The organism is Arthrobacter sp. MYb23 (genome assembly GCF_002979775.1).
Taxonomy (GTDB): Bacteria; Actinomycetota; Actinomycetes; order Actinomycetales; family Micrococcaceae; genus Arthrobacter.
The window spans coordinates 50,979-68,453 of sequence record NZ_PCPR01000005.1 but is presented as its reverse complement, the minus strand read 5'-3'; the positions used below and the strand labels follow the sequence as shown (position 1 = coordinate 68,453).

10 protein-coding genes are annotated in these 17,475 nt (G+C 63.0%); 9 read left to right on the top strand and 1 reads right to left on the bottom strand.

Features of this window, described 5'->3' with window-relative positions:
• Nucleotides 1-132: 132 nt before the first annotated feature.
• The 3 genes from CQ020_RS08120 to CQ020_RS08110 are packed head-to-tail and all read left to right on the top strand — an operon-like array spanning nt 133 to nt 2,162.
• Nucleotides 133-825: a histidine phosphatase family protein gene (locus CQ020_RS08120; RefSeq protein WP_105691379.1), complete on the top strand. Its 693-nt coding sequence runs from the start codon at nt 133-135 to the stop codon at nt 823-825.
• Between the two features lie 24 nt (nt 826-849).
• Complete coding sequence (locus tag CQ020_RS08115; protein ID WP_105691378.1) at nt 850-1,395, top strand: DUF3090 domain-containing protein; 546 nt, start codon at nt 850-852, stop codon at nt 1,393-1,395.
• A complete protein-coding gene (locus tag CQ020_RS08110; protein WP_105691377.1) occupies nt 1,395-2,162 on the top strand; it encodes an SCO1664 family protein in 768 nt (255 codons plus the stop codon). The genes CQ020_RS08115 and CQ020_RS08110 overlap by 1 nt, the downstream gene beginning before the upstream one ends.
• 107 nt (nt 2,163-2,269) lie before the next feature.
• Here CQ020_RS08110 and CQ020_RS08105 read toward each other — a convergent pair whose 3' ends face one another.
• Complete coding sequence (locus CQ020_RS08105; protein ID WP_105691376.1) at nt 2,270-2,608, bottom strand: DUF1801 domain-containing protein; 339 nt, start codon at nt 2,606-2,608, stop codon at nt 2,270-2,272.
• A 151-nt stretch (nt 2,609-2,759) separates the two neighbouring features.
• Between CQ020_RS08105 and CQ020_RS08100 the strand changes: the two genes are divergently transcribed.
• The 6 genes from CQ020_RS08100 (at nt 2,760) to CQ020_RS08075 (ending at nt 17,409) form a co-directional block, all read left to right on the top strand.
• Nucleotides 2,760-3,140 carry a bleomycin resistance protein gene (locus tag CQ020_RS08100; protein WP_105691375.1) on the top strand — a complete coding sequence of 127 codons (381 nt, stop codon included), beginning with the start codon at nt 2,760-2,762 and terminating at the stop codon, nt 3,138-3,140.
• A gap of 127 nt (nt 3,141-3,267) precedes the next feature.
• Nucleotides 3,268-4,467, top strand: a complete 1,200-nt coding sequence (locus tag CQ020_RS08095) for a pyridoxal phosphate-dependent aminotransferase (RefSeq protein WP_105691374.1) — start codon at nt 3,268-3,270, stop codon at nt 4,465-4,467.
• Nucleotides 4,464-5,423 (top strand): D-glycerate dehydrogenase, encoded by a 960-nt coding sequence (locus CQ020_RS08090; RefSeq protein ID WP_105691373.1) that lies wholly within the window; start codon nt 4,464-4,466, stop codon nt 5,421-5,423. Before CQ020_RS08095 ends, CQ020_RS08090 begins: the two co-directional genes overlap by 4 nt.
• Nucleotides 5,424-5,634: 211 nt before the next feature.
• Complete coding sequence (locus CQ020_RS08085) at nt 5,635-6,198, top strand: dihydrofolate reductase family protein (RefSeq protein ID WP_105691372.1); 564 nt, start codon at nt 5,635-5,637, stop codon at nt 6,196-6,198.
• 209 nt (nt 6,199-6,407) lie between these two features.
• Nucleotides 6,408-6,683, top strand: coding sequence for a hypothetical protein (locus tag CQ020_RS24020; RefSeq protein ID WP_146116617.1), 276 nt, complete (start codon nt 6,408-6,410; stop codon nt 6,681-6,683).
• Nucleotides 6,684-6,831: 148 nt separating this feature from the next.
• Nucleotides 6,832-17,409 carry a non-ribosomal peptide synthetase gene (locus CQ020_RS08075; protein ID WP_105691370.1) on the top strand — a complete coding sequence of 3,526 codons (10,578 nt, stop codon included), beginning with the start codon at nt 6,832-6,834 and terminating at the stop codon, nt 17,407-17,409.
• Nucleotides 17,410-17,475: the final 66 nt, after the last annotated feature.

The following is a 17,475-nucleotide window of genomic DNA, read 5'->3' as shown; positions in this document are numbered from 1 at the left end:
ATTCCGACTCTTGCGTTCGCGGCGCCGTAAGCCCGCAGCCATCTTCATGAACCCCATTCTGCACCCTCAGCATGCACGCGGGCCGGGCCTTGTGCGGTCTCACCGGGAACGACGACTGGTTAGGCTGGGTGGATGGCAACAGTTATTCTCGTGCGGCACGGACGCACCACGGCCAATGCAACCGGAGTGCTGGCCGGGCGGGCGCCCGGTGTGAGCCTGGATGACACCGGACGCGAACAGGCGGCCCTGGCAGCAGACCGTCTCGCATCCGTGCCAGTGGCCGGGGTGGTATCCAGCCCTCTTGAGCGTTGCCTGCAGACGGCCCAATTCATCATGAATCGCCAGACCGGCACGCCATACGCACCGGTGGATCCCGATCTCACCGAGTGCGACTATGGCCAGTGGCAAGGCCGCGCGCTCAGTGATCTCGCCACCGAAGATTTATGGTCGGTTGTCCAATCGCAACCGTCCGCCGTCGTCTTTCCCGGCGGTGAATCCATGGCCGCGATGCAGGCCCGGTCCGTAGCGGCGATCAGACGCAACGACGCTGCCTTCGAAGCCCAGCATGGGCCGGGGGCCGTGTGGGTGGCGGTGAGTCACGGCGACATCATCAAGTCAATCCTGGCCGATGCGCTGGGCATGCACCTAGACCTGTTCCAGCGTCTTAACGTAGGGCCCGCCTCCCTATCGATCGTGCGGTACGGCCCCAATCGGCCAAGTGTCTTCGCCACCAACACCGACGCCGGTGACCTGTCGTGGCTTTCAAACGGCATCCACTCAGGCGATGCGCCGGTAGGTGGCGGTGCAGGACATAAGGCGCCATGAGCCTTATGTGCCTAAAATACAGTCATGCCTACACGTGTTCACGAGTTTGCCTGGCCTGATCGAGTGGTAGTTGGCACCATTGGCCTTCCAGGGTCGCGCACGTTCTACCTGCAGGTGCGCGCAGGGACTCAGATCGTGAGTATTTCCTTGGAGAAGCAGCAATCGGCTCTGCTTGCAGAGAAGATTGATGCGATGTTGGACCAGCTCGGCACGGTCGACGGCAACCCGTTCAGCATACCCACCAGTACTCCCATTGAGCTGGTGGACAACGATCCCCTTGAGGCCGTTGAGGAGCAGTTTCGCACCGGCGCAATGAGCTTGGGTTGGGATCCAACCACGGCCCAGGTTGTGGTTGAGGCGTACCCCCTCACGGATGCTGATGACGACGATCTCCTAGATGAGGACCACGCTAACGCGCCCGAAATGGTGCTGGTGAGAATGCCGGTCGGCACCGCACGCGCCTTCGCCAAGCGCACCCGTGAAATCGTCGGGGCTGGTCGTCCGACATGTCCGCTTTGCGGATTCCCCATAGACGCCGACGGGCACATCTGCACCCCTCCCGAGGTCTAATGCCAGCGCCGGACCTCTTAACCGCCGACCTCGCGCTGACGGGCCGGATCACGACGGCCTCCAACGCTACATTCCTGGGCAGCATCGGCGACATGGAAGTCGTCTACAAACCCATAGCAGGCGAAAGCCCGCTGTGGGACTTCCCCCATGGCACATTGGCACAACGGGAGGTCGCCGCCTATCTGGTCTCGCAGGCCTTCGGCTGGGACATCGTGCCACACACCTGGCTGCGCGATGGTCCTTTGGGCGAAGGAATGGTGCAGCTCTGGCAGGAGCAGGACCCCGCCCAACACGCCGTGGACCTGGTGCCAACGGACCACGTGCCTGAGGAAGGCTGGAAACAGGTTCTCGAAGGACAGGACGAGAACGGTCAGATGGTCTCCCTCGTTCACGAAGACTCGCCAGCGCTCCGACGCATGGCGGTCTTCGACGCGGTGGTCAACAATGCCGACCGCAAAGGCAACCATATTCTTGCGATGACGAACGGACATCGGCACGGCGTTGACCATGGGCTGACCTTCCATCAGGACCACAAGCTACGCACGGTTCTCTGGGGATGGCTGGGAGACCCTCTGACCACCGGGGAACGCGAAGGCATCGATCGTGTCATCGCAGGATTGGACGGTGGGCTGGGGCGGGACTTGGCTGACTTGATCAGTGCCGAAGAAATGGAATCGCTCGCCACGCGCTGCGCCCGGTTGCGCTCGTCTGGGCGCTTTCCGGCACCGAGCGGTGAGATGTCGGCAGTACCTTGGCCGCTTTTCTAAGGACCTATCCCCCTAGAGTTGAGGATGAAGCCATGCAAGGGCAAAGCTCCGTCCCCTCCTGCCCTGCCGATCCATCGATGAGATGGCGGACTCTAAACAAGCATGGGCTATGAGACTGCCTTCTCAACGAGTCCGCGAATCCTGGCTTCGGTCTCTTCATCCAGCGAAGTTATGGTCCAAGCGACCGGGTGCATGTGTGCGCCCTCTTCTCGTGCCGGGTTCACAACTTCGCCAAAGCCGAACACTATGTATTCCTTATCCGGCTTGATGTAGCAAACATCCTGGCCGTCCTTCACGTAAAAGGGCAGTCCCCATCGCACGATCGGCTCCAATGAGGGTGCGCTCTCCCGGACAATGCTGTGGAGGCGCTCCGCGATCGCCCTGTATGGTTCGGGCGCTCCCCGTAGTTTGGCGAGAACAGCCTCATCACCCTTTTTAGTGAACATCCTGTTCACGCCTCCTTCTTGTGGTTGTCAAGGAATTGCTTTGGCCGGACTTTGTGTCCATAAGCCACCAATTTCGTCTGCGACGACGGACGGTGCAAGCCTACGTTGCCGGATCAAGGGAGTCGAGGTTGCCATATGTCACCATTGGTCCATGGCCTTTGCCCCGGCGCGCGATCTCGCTGTCCCAAATCTCCCCTCGCGAGACTTCGACGCGACCGAACTGTTCTACGGCGGTTTCGGTTTTGTGCGCTTGTTCCGCGATCAAGGGTGGATGATCCTGACCCGAGCCGGACTGCAACTGGAGTTTTTTCCCTCCCCGGACCTCGATCCGTACTCAAGCAGCTTCATGTGTTGCCTGCGCGTCGCCGACGTCGACGAACTGTACGACGCCATACTCCGAACCGGCGTGCCAGTAACCACCACCGGCATGCCGCGCCTCCACCCCGTCCGTCAGCAGACGTGGGGTCTACGTGCAGGATTCCTCATAGACCCGGACGGTACCCAGCTCACCCTCATCGAACAGCGGCCCTGACGAAGACAGCGACGGCGGGGCAAATGCCCAATTCGACCTGCAGCGAGACGATCTCCAACACCTTTGATATATTAGTTAGGTATTAGATGTCTACGAAAGACTCTTAACTCAACGAGGAGTAAACAGCATGCAGCAACTCGCGCATCGACTCGAACGGCTCGGCACCGAAACCGCCTTTAGCGTCGCCCAAGCTGCGGCCGCTTGGAAGGCCAAGGGGAACTTGGTTTACCCGTTCCACCTGGGCGATATCAACATCCCCACTGCCCCGAATATCGTCGAAGCCATGACCAAGGCAATCGCCGACGGCTACACGGGCTACTGCCCCGGCCCGGGCATCCCACAGCTTCGCGAAGCCCTCGCCGAGGACATCGGTTCGCGCCGCGGCATCAGTCTCTCCCCGGACAACGTGGTGGTCATGACTGGCGGGAAGCCCGTCATCACGAAGTTCCTTCAGGCAGTCATGAACCCTGGGCAGGAGGTGCTCTACCCTAATCCCGGCTTCCCGATCTACGAATCGCAGATCGAATACCTCGGAGGCACAGCCGTACCTTACCGCTACCTCCCCACGAGCCAGGGTTTCTCGATCGACCTTGATCAAGTGCGCGCGTCCATCAACCCGAACACGGTCGCGATCATTTACAACGACCTGCAGAACCCCATCTCGGCGGAGTCCACCACGGCCGAGCGCGAAGCCATCGCGCAGATCGCCCAGGAGCATAACCTGTGGGTACTTTCTGACGAAGCCTACTTCGAGACCCGCTACGAGGGAGTCTCCAGCTCCATCACCTCGATTCCCGGCATGGCAGAGCGAACCGTCATTCTCTACACCTTCAGCAAGAAGTTCGCCATGACCGGCTCACGGCTAGGCTGCGCAGTCGCGCCACTGGAGATCGCGAAAGTGCTCAGCACACTCAACACCAACGATGAGTCATGCACCACGCACTACGTACAGTGGGCAGGCATCGAAGCGCTCCGCGGCACCCAGGAGCCCGTGCAGCAAATGCTCGACATCCTTCGTGAGCGCCGGGATGCCACCTGCGAACTCGTGAACTCCGTCCCTGGAATGCACGTCGCCGTACCCCAATCCACCTTCTACCTGTTCCCCGACGTCACCGATGTCATGGAGAAAATGGGCTACACCGCCGTCGGTGACTTCGCCAGCGACGCACTGTACAAAACCGGCGTCTCGTTCTGCACACGTGAGCACTTCGGCCGACGCCAACCCGGCGAGGAACGGCAATACATCCGGCTCGCCTACTCAGGCATCGACGTCGCCAACATCCGCGACGGACTCGGCCGCCTCCGCGACTGGATCGTGACCGCATGAGCCGCGTCGTCGTCACGGGACGCATCCCCGACGCTGCACTTGAAAAGCTTCGCGCAGAACACGACGTCGATGCCTGGAGCGGCCCTGAGTCCATTGGACGCGAGGAACTCCTGCGTCGCGTGGCTGGCGCCGACGCGATCGTGTCCCTGCTGACCGAACGCGTTGATGCTGAACTGCTCGACGCCGCCGGCCCCCAGCTCAAAGTCGTCGCGAACGTCGCCGTCGGATATGACAACATCGACGTACCCGCCTGTGTGGAACGTGGCGTCATCGCCGCCAACACACCCGGCGTGCTCACCGACGCCACAGCCGATATCGCCTTCGGCCTCATCCTCATGGCCACCAGGAGGCTCGGCGAGGGCGAACGACTCATCCGCTCCGGCCAGGATTGGAAATGGGGCATGTTCTTCCTGCTCGGGTCCAGCCTGCAGGGCAAGACACTCGGCGTCGTCGGCATGGGCGGCATCGGCCAGGCAACCGCGCGGCGGGCCAAAGCCTTCGGCATGGAGATCGTCTACCAGTCCCGCAGCGAAATCGACCCAACAATCGCCGCGGAACTGGATGCACGACGCGTCGATCTGGACGAGTTGCTGGCCGTTTCCGACGTCGTTTCACTGCACTGCCCCTACGGTCCCGCCACTCATCACCTGATCGGGGCCGAACAACTCGCGGCAATGAAGAACTCGGCGTTTCTGGTCAACACCGCGCGCGGACCCATCGTCGATGAAGATGCACTCGCTGCGGCCCTTCGAGACGGTGTCATCGCCGGAGCCGGACTTGACGTCTACGAGCACGAGCCCCGCGTCCATCCCGGCCTTCTGGAGTTGGACAATGTTGCGCTGCTGCCACACCTTGGCTCGGCCACGGTGGAGACGCGCACCGCCATGGCCATGCTCGCAGCCGACAACGCCCTCGCTGTGCTCAGCGGGGAACAACCACCCGCAGCCATCTCGTAGGGCACAATCTGAGCATTGACTCGTTTGGGGGCGTTCGCATTTCGCGGACGCCCCCGGCGGCTCTCCTGAATGGCACGAAATACTGCCGGGAAACTGCCGGCAGGTTGGTCTGTCGCAGCCCATCAATTTCATCCTGGAGTACAGTCGAGCCATCACTCAACCGCAGGTAATCATTGAGCAACGCAGACTACCTCCCACGCGAGGAACAGACATGGGCAAAGTAGCCTGGGGATTCACGTGCTCCATCGACGGTTTCATCGCTGGGCCTGGACACGACATGAGCTGGCTATCCGATGCCGAGCCACTCGACAACGGCACCACGGAGCGTACGGCGGGCGAGGTCGCGGTGATCATTTCCGGCAGGGACGGCTATGACGCCGCGAAAGCCCAACGAGACGACAGGGATCAGATGACCGCCGAGGCGTATGGCGGCGCCTGGTCCGGCACCGAGTTCATCCTCACCCACCGGCCGGAGGAGATCGCCGACGACCCCACCATCATTGCGCTCAATTGCGACATCGTGGAGGCGGTCCGCCGCGCCCAGGAGATCGCCGGCGACAAGGACGTGCAGATCATCAGCGCCGACATTGCGCGCCAAGCACTGGAGCACGACCTCATCGACGAACTGCAGGTCTTCGTAGCACCAGTGTTCCTCGGCGACGGTACCCGGATCTTCGACGTCCCCGGAGGGCGCCGCTACGACTGGGAGCTCGTCCACATGTACGAGGGCGCCGAGCGTAGTTTTGGGCGGACTTATCGGCCGAAGCGGCGCTAGCCTCCAGCCGGCCGCCACACGCCGCTGACTTCGGGGTGGCGTCATCGGCAAAGTTGCTCGCCGCCGTCGTGCTTTCACCGGCCGCTGCGCCCGCGCCCGAATCCCGGATTGAACTGCATCCCATCCACAAGGGTGGCAGCTCCGAATCACTGATGGCGCGGCACACTGTGGCGCGCGGACAACATCAGCTACGTAATGGAGAAGATCCCGTGAACAAGCCAAACAAGAACGCCGTACGCATCGCCGCCGGAACCGTCCTTGCCGCCTCCGCCTTCACCTTTGCTTCTCTCCCTGCACAAGCAGCGACCACTGCGAACACCCCGACGGCCGCCAACACAACCGCGGCCGCTTCCGGGGTAAATGTTCTCAACAATTTCCTGGCTGGAGGCATCCTGAACGGTGGGATCATCAACGGCCCGCTGATCAACGGTCCCCTCCTGGACGGTGATGTGCTGGGTCCACTCCAGATCGGCCAGTTCCAGTAACGGCCGGTTGCCAGCGGCCAGTTCCGCACCTTAGCAACACACGAGCGCGACTCCGTCCCTGACGTGAGCACGCGCAACCATGACGCGGCAGTCCTGCTTCCCAGGGCTGCCGCTGCTTTCCCACGCTTCCCCACCGCAGAGAAGGATTATGAACTCCCCTATCCCCGCTTCCCCTGACCAGCCCGGCATTCCGGAGGACCAGGCACCAGCCCGGATGGGTTTGACGGCCGCCCAGCGAGGCATCTGGTACGCGCAAAAATTGGCACACGGCAGCCCGATGTATCAGATTGGGCAGTTCATCGAGATCGCCGGACCGTTGGACGTTGCCCGGCTGGAGGCCGCTGTGGCCCGGGCCGTTGCGGAGACACCGGCTCTGAACCTTGCGTTCGGCGAAGACGACGACGGTCCCTACCAGTACGCAAAAACGGCAGTGGCCGCCGTGCAGTTCACCGACCTCAGGGAGTGCGGGGACGAGGCTGCTCGCGAACATACCGCGCGAGAACTGATGGACGCGGACATGGCACAAGCGCGCAGCGTGGAAGACGGCGGGCTGCTCCACACCGAGGTCATCCGGATCACCGGGACCAGGCACTTCTTCTACCAGCGTGTCCACCACTTGCTGGTCGATGGATACTCCGCTGTGGTGGTCCTGCGGCGCGTCGCCGCAGTTTACGAGGCACTCGGCGCTGCAGAAGATATGGGCTGCACCGCGGGCCTCGACTTTGCCCCGCTCCAGGAATTGATCGCGGATGACCACAGCTACCTGTCCTCCGACGCGGCGGCCACAGACGCGGCCTACTGGGCAGGGGAACTCGAAGGTCACCAGGCCCCCGCCGGATTGGCAGGCCGCCCCATGGGCACTGCGGACTCGCTGCTACGCTCCGCCCGGAGTCTCTCTCCGGCCGCTGTAGAAGCACTGGAGTCAGCATCCGGCACGGCCCCGGCGTTGCTTCTGACTGCTGCATCCATGTACCTGCACAGGATGACCGGGGAACAACATGTATCCCTCGCATTGCCAGTAACGGCCCGACGCGGAAGGCTGGCCAAGTCCACGCCCTCGATGCTCTCAAACATCGTCCCGATCAGAATGGACATCACTCCCGGGGCCACTGTCCAGGACATGGTGACAACGATGGGAGGAAAGCTGCGTGGGGCCTTGATCCACCAGCGCACACGATTCGAATCCTTGAGCGGCCAAGACGGCTATGCGGGTCCGTCGGTCAACATCCTTCCGGTACTCGAAAATATCTCCTTTGGCGAGGCAACCGGAGCCATGCACATTCTCTCCACCGGGCCCATTGATGACTTGTCGATCATTGTCCATGGCCTCGGACAGGGTCCAAGGGCCGAGGTGACGATTCAGTTTGCGGCGAACGCCGATCTGTACAGCCAGGCTGGCCTGGACGAACACCTGATGCGTTTTGTCCGTCTGCTGGGCTCGCTTCTGGCCAGTCCGGAAGATCCGACGGCGGCCCTGTCCGTGACTACGACGGCCGAAGAACAGGCGCTGCTCGCCACGGGAGACGCCGAGTCCGTGGACCTGCCGGGCCACACGGTTGTTGAGGAGTTCCAGTCGGTGGCAACAGCGGCTCCTGAGCGAACCGCCGTGGTTGCTTCCGACGGTTGCCTGACTTTCGCCGAGGTGGAGCGCCGCTCCAACCAGCTGGCCCGCTTCCTGCGCGGGCGTGGGGCCGGCCCGGGCCGCACCGTGGCCGTTCGACTGGACCGCAGCGTCCTGCTTCCCGTTGCCATCCTGGCCATCCTCAAGGCCGGAGCGGCCTACGTTCCACTGGACCCCGACTACCCTGCGGGCCGGGTCGAGGGGATGCTGGAGGATGCGGAACCAATCATCTTGCTGACGCAGACTGCCTTAGCCGAAGACAGTGATCCAGGCAGGCCGCAGACCAAGGTCCCGGTGACTGTCCTGGATTCCGCCGGGACTACGGCAGCATTGGAAAGCCATGACCATACGCCCCTGCCTCCCAGCGCTGGACAGCACGATCTTGCCTACGTCATTTTCACCTCAGGGTCCACTGGCCGCCCCAAGGGCGTCGGCGTGGAACATCTGGCACTCCTGAATCTGATGACCTCCCACCGCGACAGGATTTTTGATCCAGCGGAAAGACGTCTCGGCCGGCCGCTGCGCGTAGCCCACACGGCCGGGCTGTCCTTCGACGCCTCCTGGGATCCCATTCTGTGGCTGCTGGCAGGGCACGAATTGCACATGGTGGACAACCAGACCCGTCGCGACCCCGAGGCATTGAGCCTGTTCCTGGCGGACGAACTCATCGACTCAATCGAAACAACGCCTTCGTTCGCCAAGGCCCTGCTGGCCGGCGGACTCTTCGACCAGGACGCCCATCCATCTGTTGTGGCCCTGGGTGGCGAAGCCGTGGACCCGGCCACCTGGCGGGAGTTGGCTGCCCATGATGGCGTAGTGGCCTACAACTTTTATGGCCCCACCGAAACCACGGTGGATTCACTCACCGCGGTGATGGAACGCGGCACGGATGTCACTCTGGGAGGATCCGTGGCCAACAGCCGGCACTACATCCTTGACTCGGGCCTCAACCCCGTACCGGCCAATGCCATCGGAGAACTTTACGTTGCGGGCCCCAACCTGGCACGCGGCTATCTGGACCAACCCGGGCTGAGCGCCGGGAAGTTCGTGGCTGATCCGTTTGTGGAGGACGGCTCGCGTATGTACCGCACGGGCGATGTAGTGCGCCGATTGGATGACGGCACCTTGCAGTTCCTTGGCCGTATGGACCAGCAGGTCAAGATCCGGGGCTTCCGGATTGAACTGGCCGAGATCGAGGAAGTCCTGCGCGGCATCGTCGGGGTAGCCCAAGCGGCAGTGACGGTCACAAAGAACAAAGCGGGCTACGACCAACTGCTCGCCTACGTCACGCCCGCCTACACTGAGCCCGGGCTCGAAGACAGCCGCACGTTCGAAGGCATGACTGCCCCGCAGCCTCTGGACTCATCCGCCATCCGCAAGGAGGCGCGCAGGACGCTGCCCGACTACATGGTGCCCGCTGCAGTACTCACCATCGATTACCTTCCGTTGACCGCCAACGGCAAACTGGATACCCGGGCACTGCCAACTCATGAACCGGAGGCAGCAACCACCGAGCCGCGCACCCACACCGAGCGTGTGGTGTCAGAGGCGTTCCGCGAGATCCTGGGCCTGGAATCCGTGGGACGTGAGGACGACTTCTTCGACCTCGGCGGCCACTCACTCCTGGCCACGCGGCTGGCGGCATTCCTACGGGACGCAACGGGTTCGGCTCCGGCACTGCGAACGATCTTCGAGGAACCTACAGTGGCCGGCCTCGCCGCGGCTTTGGAACACGACGGAACGTCCATTCCTGAACTCACGGCGAAGAAGCGCCCCACAAGGGTCCCCCTATCCTTTGCGCAACGCAGGCTCTGGTTCCTGAACCGGCTTGATCACGAGTCCGGCGCGTACAACATCCCGATCGTCCTAACCTTGAAAGGTCGTCTGGAGGTGGATGCCTTGGAGGGAGCACTGACCGACGTCGTCTCCCGGCACGAGACTCTTCGCACCATCTTCCCGTGGTCGCAAGGCGAACCACGCCAGGAAATCCTGCCCCCGGATGCAGCGCACGCAAAACTGATGGCCATTCAGTGCAACGCAGGCAACCTGGAGCCCGCACTGCGGGCAGAGACACAGCGTGGCTTTGACATCACCAGCGAACTTCCGGTCCGGACAGTCCTGTTCCAGCTTGCGCCGGACCATCACGTCCTGGCCATCACGCTGCACCATGTTGCGGCGGACGGATGGTCCCTGGCACCTCTCGCCCGGGACCTCTCCCAGGCATACACTGCGCGGCTTCGCGGAGCAATTTCACCTGCCGTCAACCTGCCCATCCAGTACGCCGACTACACCCTGTGGCAACGCGAGGCGTTGGGGCAGGAAGATGACCCATCGAGCCCGATTTCGCGTCAGTTGGAATTCTGGGCACACGAACTCAAGGGGTCTCCGGAGGAGCTGCAGCTGCCCTACGACTTTCCACGCGGAACCCGTGAAGGCGACCTCCCGGCGTCGTCGATTCCTTTGGAACTGAACGCCGTGACTTCCTCGGGCTTGAAGGCATTAGCGAAGGCGCACAACGCAAGTCTTTTCATGGTGCTGCAGGCCGCCCTGGCGGCACTGCTGACGAAGACGGGCGCCGGCGAGGACATCCCGCTCGGCACACCTGTTGCCGGGCGGACGGATACCCAGCTGAACGAACTGGTGGGCTTCTTCGTCAACACTCTGGTGCTGCGGACCAACACGTCAGGCAACCCTACGGCCGCAGAGCTGGTGGAGAGCGTCCGCTACACCAACCTGCACGCCTACGGAAATCAGGACGCCCCGTTCGAACGCGTGGTGGAGCAACTCAATCCGACGCGATCACGTCACCGCCACCCGTTATTCCAAGTGATGCTGACGCTGCAAAACACCCCTGACGCTGTGCTGGCTATGGACGGCCTGGACGCATCGGCGGACTTGGGAAGGGAGCCGGGCGGTACGAAGTTCGACCTGCTCCTGGACCTTGCCGAACGGGACGGCGCCGAACGGGACGGTGACATCATCGCCGGATCCCTCGCCTACAACCCTGCCCTCTTCACACGCAGCACGGTGGAGCGGCTGGCGGCAGGTTTTTCACTGGTTGCCGAGCAGTTCGCCACGGACTCCGGCGTGAGCCTGGACCGGCTGCGGATACAGAGCCCAGCCGACCACGCAGCTGCGCTGGCCAGCAGCGTCGCCACCGAGCAGGACGTCCAGTGGGCCACCATCCTGGACGCATTCTCAGAGACGGCCACGCTGCGGGCATCACAGATTGCGGTGGCGGCCGGGACGGGTGTTGCGGGGTCTTCCTGGACATTCGCCCAGCTTGAGAAGCGGGTAAGGACCATTGTGAACGGCCTCATCTTTCACGGTGTACGCCCCGGCGACCGGGTGGCGGTCGCCATCCAGCGATCAGGCGACGTCGTCGCTGCCGCCCTTGCTGTGCTCGCGGCAGGTGCCGTCTACATCCCCATTGACCTCTCCTATCCGACGCAACGGATCCGGATGATCCTGGAAGACAGCACCCCCGCAGTGGTGATCGTCGACGCAGACGCGACTACCGGCGTCGAACCTGACAAAGCGGTGACCCTTGCTGGCCTCCTGGCAAGCGGCGCAACGGCCGTAGCCGGCGACCAAGCGGATCGCGCGCCGCAAGCGGATGACCTTGCCTATGTCTTGTACACCTCGGGTTCCACCGGACGGCCCAAGGGTGTTGCGGTAACGCATGGCGCTTTGGCCAACCTTTACGCGCACCACCACCGCACCCTGTTTGCCCCTCGCCTCGCGGCCGCCGCGGATCAGCCCGTGGCCGTGGCGCACATTGCAGGCCTCGGATTTGATGCTGCCTGGGATCCCATGCTCTGGATGGTTGCCGGTGCCGAGCTGCACCTGGTGGCTGATGAAGAACGGGGCGACGCCGAAAGCCTTACCCGTTACTGCCTCGACCACGGCATCAACGTTCTGGAGACCACACCGTCGTTTGCCACGCAATTGCTGCAGTACGGCCTGTTGGAGCACCAGCGCGAACAACCGCTGATCCTGATTCTCGGCGGTGAAGCAGTCTCAGGCTCCCTCTGGGAACGTCTGGCCGCCAATCCTTCAGTTCGAGCCCTGAATTTCTATGGCCCTACGGAATTCACCGTTGACTCTGTCACGGCGGATATCGAGGGAGGCAGGCCAGTAATTGGGCGGCCGGCCGGCAACACGTCGGCCATGGTGTTGGATGCCTACTTACAGCCTGTCCCGGTGGGAGTTCCCGGCGAACTGTATTTGGCGGGGGCGGGTATGGCGCAAGGATACGACCAGCGCTTTGCCGAGACCGCATCGCGTTTCGTGGCGAATCCCTTCACATCGGACGGTTCCCGCATGTACCGTACGGGCGACGTCGTGAGGCGGGACGCCAGCGGCGTGCTGGAGTTCCTCACCCGGAGTGATGACCAAGTGAAGGTGCGCGGATTCCGGATCGAATTGGGTGAAGTGGAGTCGGCACTGGCCAGCCATCCCCAGGTGTTACAGGTCGCTGCGGTGCCGGATGGCAAACCTGCCCAGAGGATCATCGCGTACGTTGTTGGCGACGTGGACGTTGCTGAACTCAGAACGCGCGCTTTTGAACTACTCCCTGACTACATGGTGCCCGCCGTCTTCATGTCCATCCCGGCGCTGCCCCTAACCTCTCACGGCAAGCTGGACCGCGCAGCCCTCCCGGCGCCCGCGGCCGCCGGCGCGGGCAGCGGGAAAGCTCCGGCAACGCCCGAAGAACATGTCATTGCCGCTATTTTCGCTGAGGTTCTTGGGCTGGACAGCGTTGCCATGGACGACGACTTCTTCCTCATGGGAGGTCATTCCCTCTTGGCAATCACCATCATGGGCAAGATCCGGGAAGCGTTCGGCACAACACTTCCGTTGCGGGCGCTCTTCGACCTACCCACGCCAGCCGCTTTGCTGGCGGCGGTCGCGTCCAAACGGCCGCACGATTCAACGCACGACGGCGGCACGGAAGTTGACGCTGATGACTCGCCTCAGGCTGAGGGAACCGCACTTTCGGACTGGATTGCCACACGCGGTACAGCCCGTCAGGAGCAACCCGCGCTCTCCTTCGCCCAGCAACGTATGTGGTTCCTCAACCAACTGGATCCGGGTTCGGCGGACTACAACATCTCCCTGGCTGCAGAGCTGGAGGGCGAGGTGGACGAGAATGCCCTTTCCACCGCTATCGACGCTTTGGTGGCCCGGCACCAAATCCTCAGGACGAGCTACCCTGCAACAGCGGGCACACCGCACCAAAAGATCCTTTCGGCAGAGGAGGCCCGGGGCCTCCTGCGGATCGTCCCGGTGCATTCGGAGGAGGAAGAATCAAGGATCCTGGCCCAGGAGGAAGGCCAGGGCTTCGACGTAACCCTCGATCTTCCTCTGCGCGCCGTCCTGCTGCGCCGTGGCTACGGAGAGGCTTCGGTATGGGTGCTTCAGTTAGTGCTGCATCACATCGCCAGCGACGGCGCGTCCCTCGCGCCGCTGGCCCGTGACCTTTCGGAGGCCTACGCCGCCGCGCTCAAGGGAACAACCAGCAGCCGCGCCCCGCTGGCCATCCACTATGCAGACTTCAGCGCGTGGCAGCAGGAGGAACTGGGCAAAGACGGCACGTCCACACGGAAAATTGCTGACTGGCGGGAGGCCCTCTCAGGAATACCCACGGAGCTCAACCTCCCTGCCGATCAGCGCCGTCCCAGGGAGACACGTCAGCCGGGCAAGCAACACAGCTTCCAGCTCAGTGCCTCAGCGCTCGAGGCACTGAACTCCGTCGCGGCCCGCTCGAACGCGAGCCTGTTCATGACGCTCCACGGCGTACTCGCCGGCTTCTTGCACCGCCTTGGAGTCGGCGATGACGTGGTCATTGGCTCCCCAACGGCCGGACGGACTGATCCGGTGTTGGAAGAGTTGGTGGGCTTCTTCGTCAACACCTTGCCGCTACGGATCAGTGCTGCCGGCCATCCCTCCTTGCAGGCCATGGTAAACCGTGCCCGGACCAGCGTCCTGGCCGCCTTCGATCATGACGACGTCCCCTTCGAGCGGTTGGTCGAAGCGCTGAATCCTGAACGTGAACTAGGGCGGCACCCGTTGTTCCAAACCATGCTCACCGTGGACAACTCCCCTGCCGCCGTTCCGGAATTCCCCGGCGCCGTGGTCCGGCCGTTGCCCGGCAGCGGTTCCGGGGAAGCCAAGTTCGATCTCTCCTTCACGTTCCGCCCGGGCACCACAGGGCTTTCGGCAACGCTGGAGTACAACGCAGCAATGTTCCAGGAAGCGACCATTGAACGTTTGGTGACCACCTTGGTGCGTTTCGTGGAGCGCGGCGCCTCCAACCCGGATACGCCCATAGCAGAGCTGACGTTGATTGACCCTGAGGAGGCTGCCGCGTTGGAGGCGCTCACAGCGGGACGACGTTCCGCCGTCGGGCATCAAACGGACGGGGCCGACGGCGTCCTGGCCGCCTTCGCAGCTACCGTCATGTCAGTTCCGGACTCTGTGGCGCTGGTAACCGGGCGCGATGAGCAGACGTTTGCGGAGCTGGCCTCTTCGGTGGCAGCCCTGGCCACCGGGCTTGAGCAGCACGGGGTCGCCGCGGGCGACGTTGTCTCAGTGTTCCTGCCACGGTCCGCGGGAACCATCCAGAGCTTGTTGGGCGTGATTGCCAAAGGCGCGGTCTACAACCCGATTGATACCGAATATCCCGACGACAGGGTGGTGGCGATCCTGGAAGACGCCGCGCCCTCTGTGGTTGTCACCTCCGGGCCGGTCGCTGAACGCATGGCGGCGCTGCTGTCCAGGGTGGCAGCCCGGAACCCTGCACGTGAGGTTCCCCGCCTGGTGATGATGACCGAACTCCTTGGCCATTCACACGGCGAAGGGTTGAATTCCGGCCAAGGGCTCGAATCAGCCCGGGAACTGCAGGAACGCCAACCGGCAGGCCGCGACCTCGCCTATGTGATGTTCACCTCGGGTTCCACAGGCAGGCCCAAGGGCGTGGAAGTCAGCCACGGCGCCTTGGGTGCCCTGCTGGAATCCCATCGGGAGACGCTCTTCGCTGGGCTCGATCCCGCCATCACCGGAGTCCAGCAAAACGTGGCCCACACCACCGGAGTCGGCTTCGACGCTTCGTGGGATCCCATTCTCTGGATGATTTCCGGTCATCGGCTCCACATGGTGGACGACGCCATCCGGCGAGATCCTGCAGCCCTGGCTGGTTACCTCGAAGTCCATCAAATCAGTGTGTGGGAAACAACACCCGGTTACGCGCGGCAGCTTCTTAAAGAACCCGCATTCACCAGGATGCTGGATGGTGTCGGTGCAGCGCCGGAATCCGGATTCAACCTCGCCTTGGGTGGCGAAGCTTTCGACGCCACCCTCTGGGATGAGCTGTCAGGCAAAGAGAACGTGACCGCATGGAACCTCTACGGCCCCACTGAGTCAGCGGTGGATACTCTGGTGGCCCGCGTCCGGGATCACGCTGCCCCGGTACTGGGAGCGCCAACCTCAGGGACCAGGTTGTATGTCCTCGACGGCCTTTTGCAGCCGGCACTTCCGGGGGTTCCCGGCGAGCTGTACATCGCAGGACGCCAACTGGCCAACGGTTACCGCGGCCAGCCAGGGCTGACTGCCGAACGCTTCGTTGCGGATCCGTTCGGCTCTGATGGTGGGCGGATGTACCGCACGGGCGACCTCGTGGTGCGGCATGCTGACGGGAGCATCGTCTTCTCTGGACGGAACGACCAGCAAGTCAAGATCCGTGGTTTCCGTGTGGAACCCGGTGAGATCGAGCAGGCGGCCGCTGACGCCTCGGATGTCGAGGCGGCCGTGGTCAGGGCGGTACCGTCCGATGACAGTATGCGCCTGGTGGCCTGGGTGGTCCCGATAGACGGAACCGTGGTTGATGCTCCTGACGAGGCAGCCGCGTTTGCCGAGGGAGTTCGTTCGCACCTTCGCAGTTTGCTGCCGGACTATATGGTGCCTTCGGCTGTGGTCACCATCGCCGAGATTCCACTGACGCAACACGGCAAAGTAGACACTGCGGGGTTGCCGGACGCCGCAAGCGCCCCCCGCACATCCGGCAAAGTCCCCCGGACGCCGCGTGAGCAAACCGTGGCTGCGATCTTTGCCGATGTGTTGTCACTGGACAGGGCGGGAGTGGACGAATCCTTCTTCGAGTTGGGTGGGCATTCGTTCCTGGCGCAACCGTTGATAGCCAGGATCAATGCAGCGTTGGGTACGTCCCTGCAGGTCCAATCGCTGTTCCGGTCTCCAACAGTTGAGGGGCTGCTTCGGGAGGCTTCCCGCGGCGTGGAGGAAAACGCAGCGGAGACTCTGCGGCAGATACTGCCTTTGCGCACCACCGGAACCAAGGCTCCCCTGTTCGCGGTCCATCCAGCGTCGGGGATAGCGTGGGGATTTGCCTCGATGCTCGGTTCTTTGGATCCTGAGCGGCCCCTGATTGGACTCCAGATGCCGGGGATGGAACCGGGTGCAACCCATCCCGTGACTGCTGTAAGCCTCACGGAACTGGCAGATGCCTACATCGACAGTATCCGCAGCGTCCAGCCCTCCGGCCCCTATCATCTTCTGGGTTGGTCTTTTGGCGGCCACTTGGTCCACCGGTTGGCAACAAGGCTCCAGGAACTCGGTGAAAAGGTTGCGTCCCTGACCATCCTCGATGCGTTTCCCGGAACCGAGGAGAACAACGACGACGTCGGAAACGGTTCCGGTATATGGGCCGCCTACTTGGAGGCGCAGGGCTATGCACTCGACGACGCCGACACCGTGGGACTTGATGCAGTCCGCGCCCAGGAGATCCTGCGCCGGAACCACAATCCACTGGGCACGGTTCCGCTGGATGCCGTGGAAGCCATGGTGGAAAACTTCCCGGTGCTGGCACGTCTGATCCGGGAACAAAAGCCTGCGGTTTTCGACGGCGAACTGTTGCTTTTCCGTGCGACTGCCGACGTTCCTGCTGGAACACCGGGAGCTGAGGCCTGGGAGCCCTTCGTCACCGGGCGCATCGTCGACGTCGAGGTGCCGGACAGGCACTCCCGGATGTTAAGTGACACAGCTCTCGCCACAATCATGCCGGCGTTGGCCATCCAGCTTGGGGGGTGAGTCCGAATGACCTACAACGCCTCGGAACCCGGGGCACTGTTAACGCCGGAACAACCCGAAAGGTCA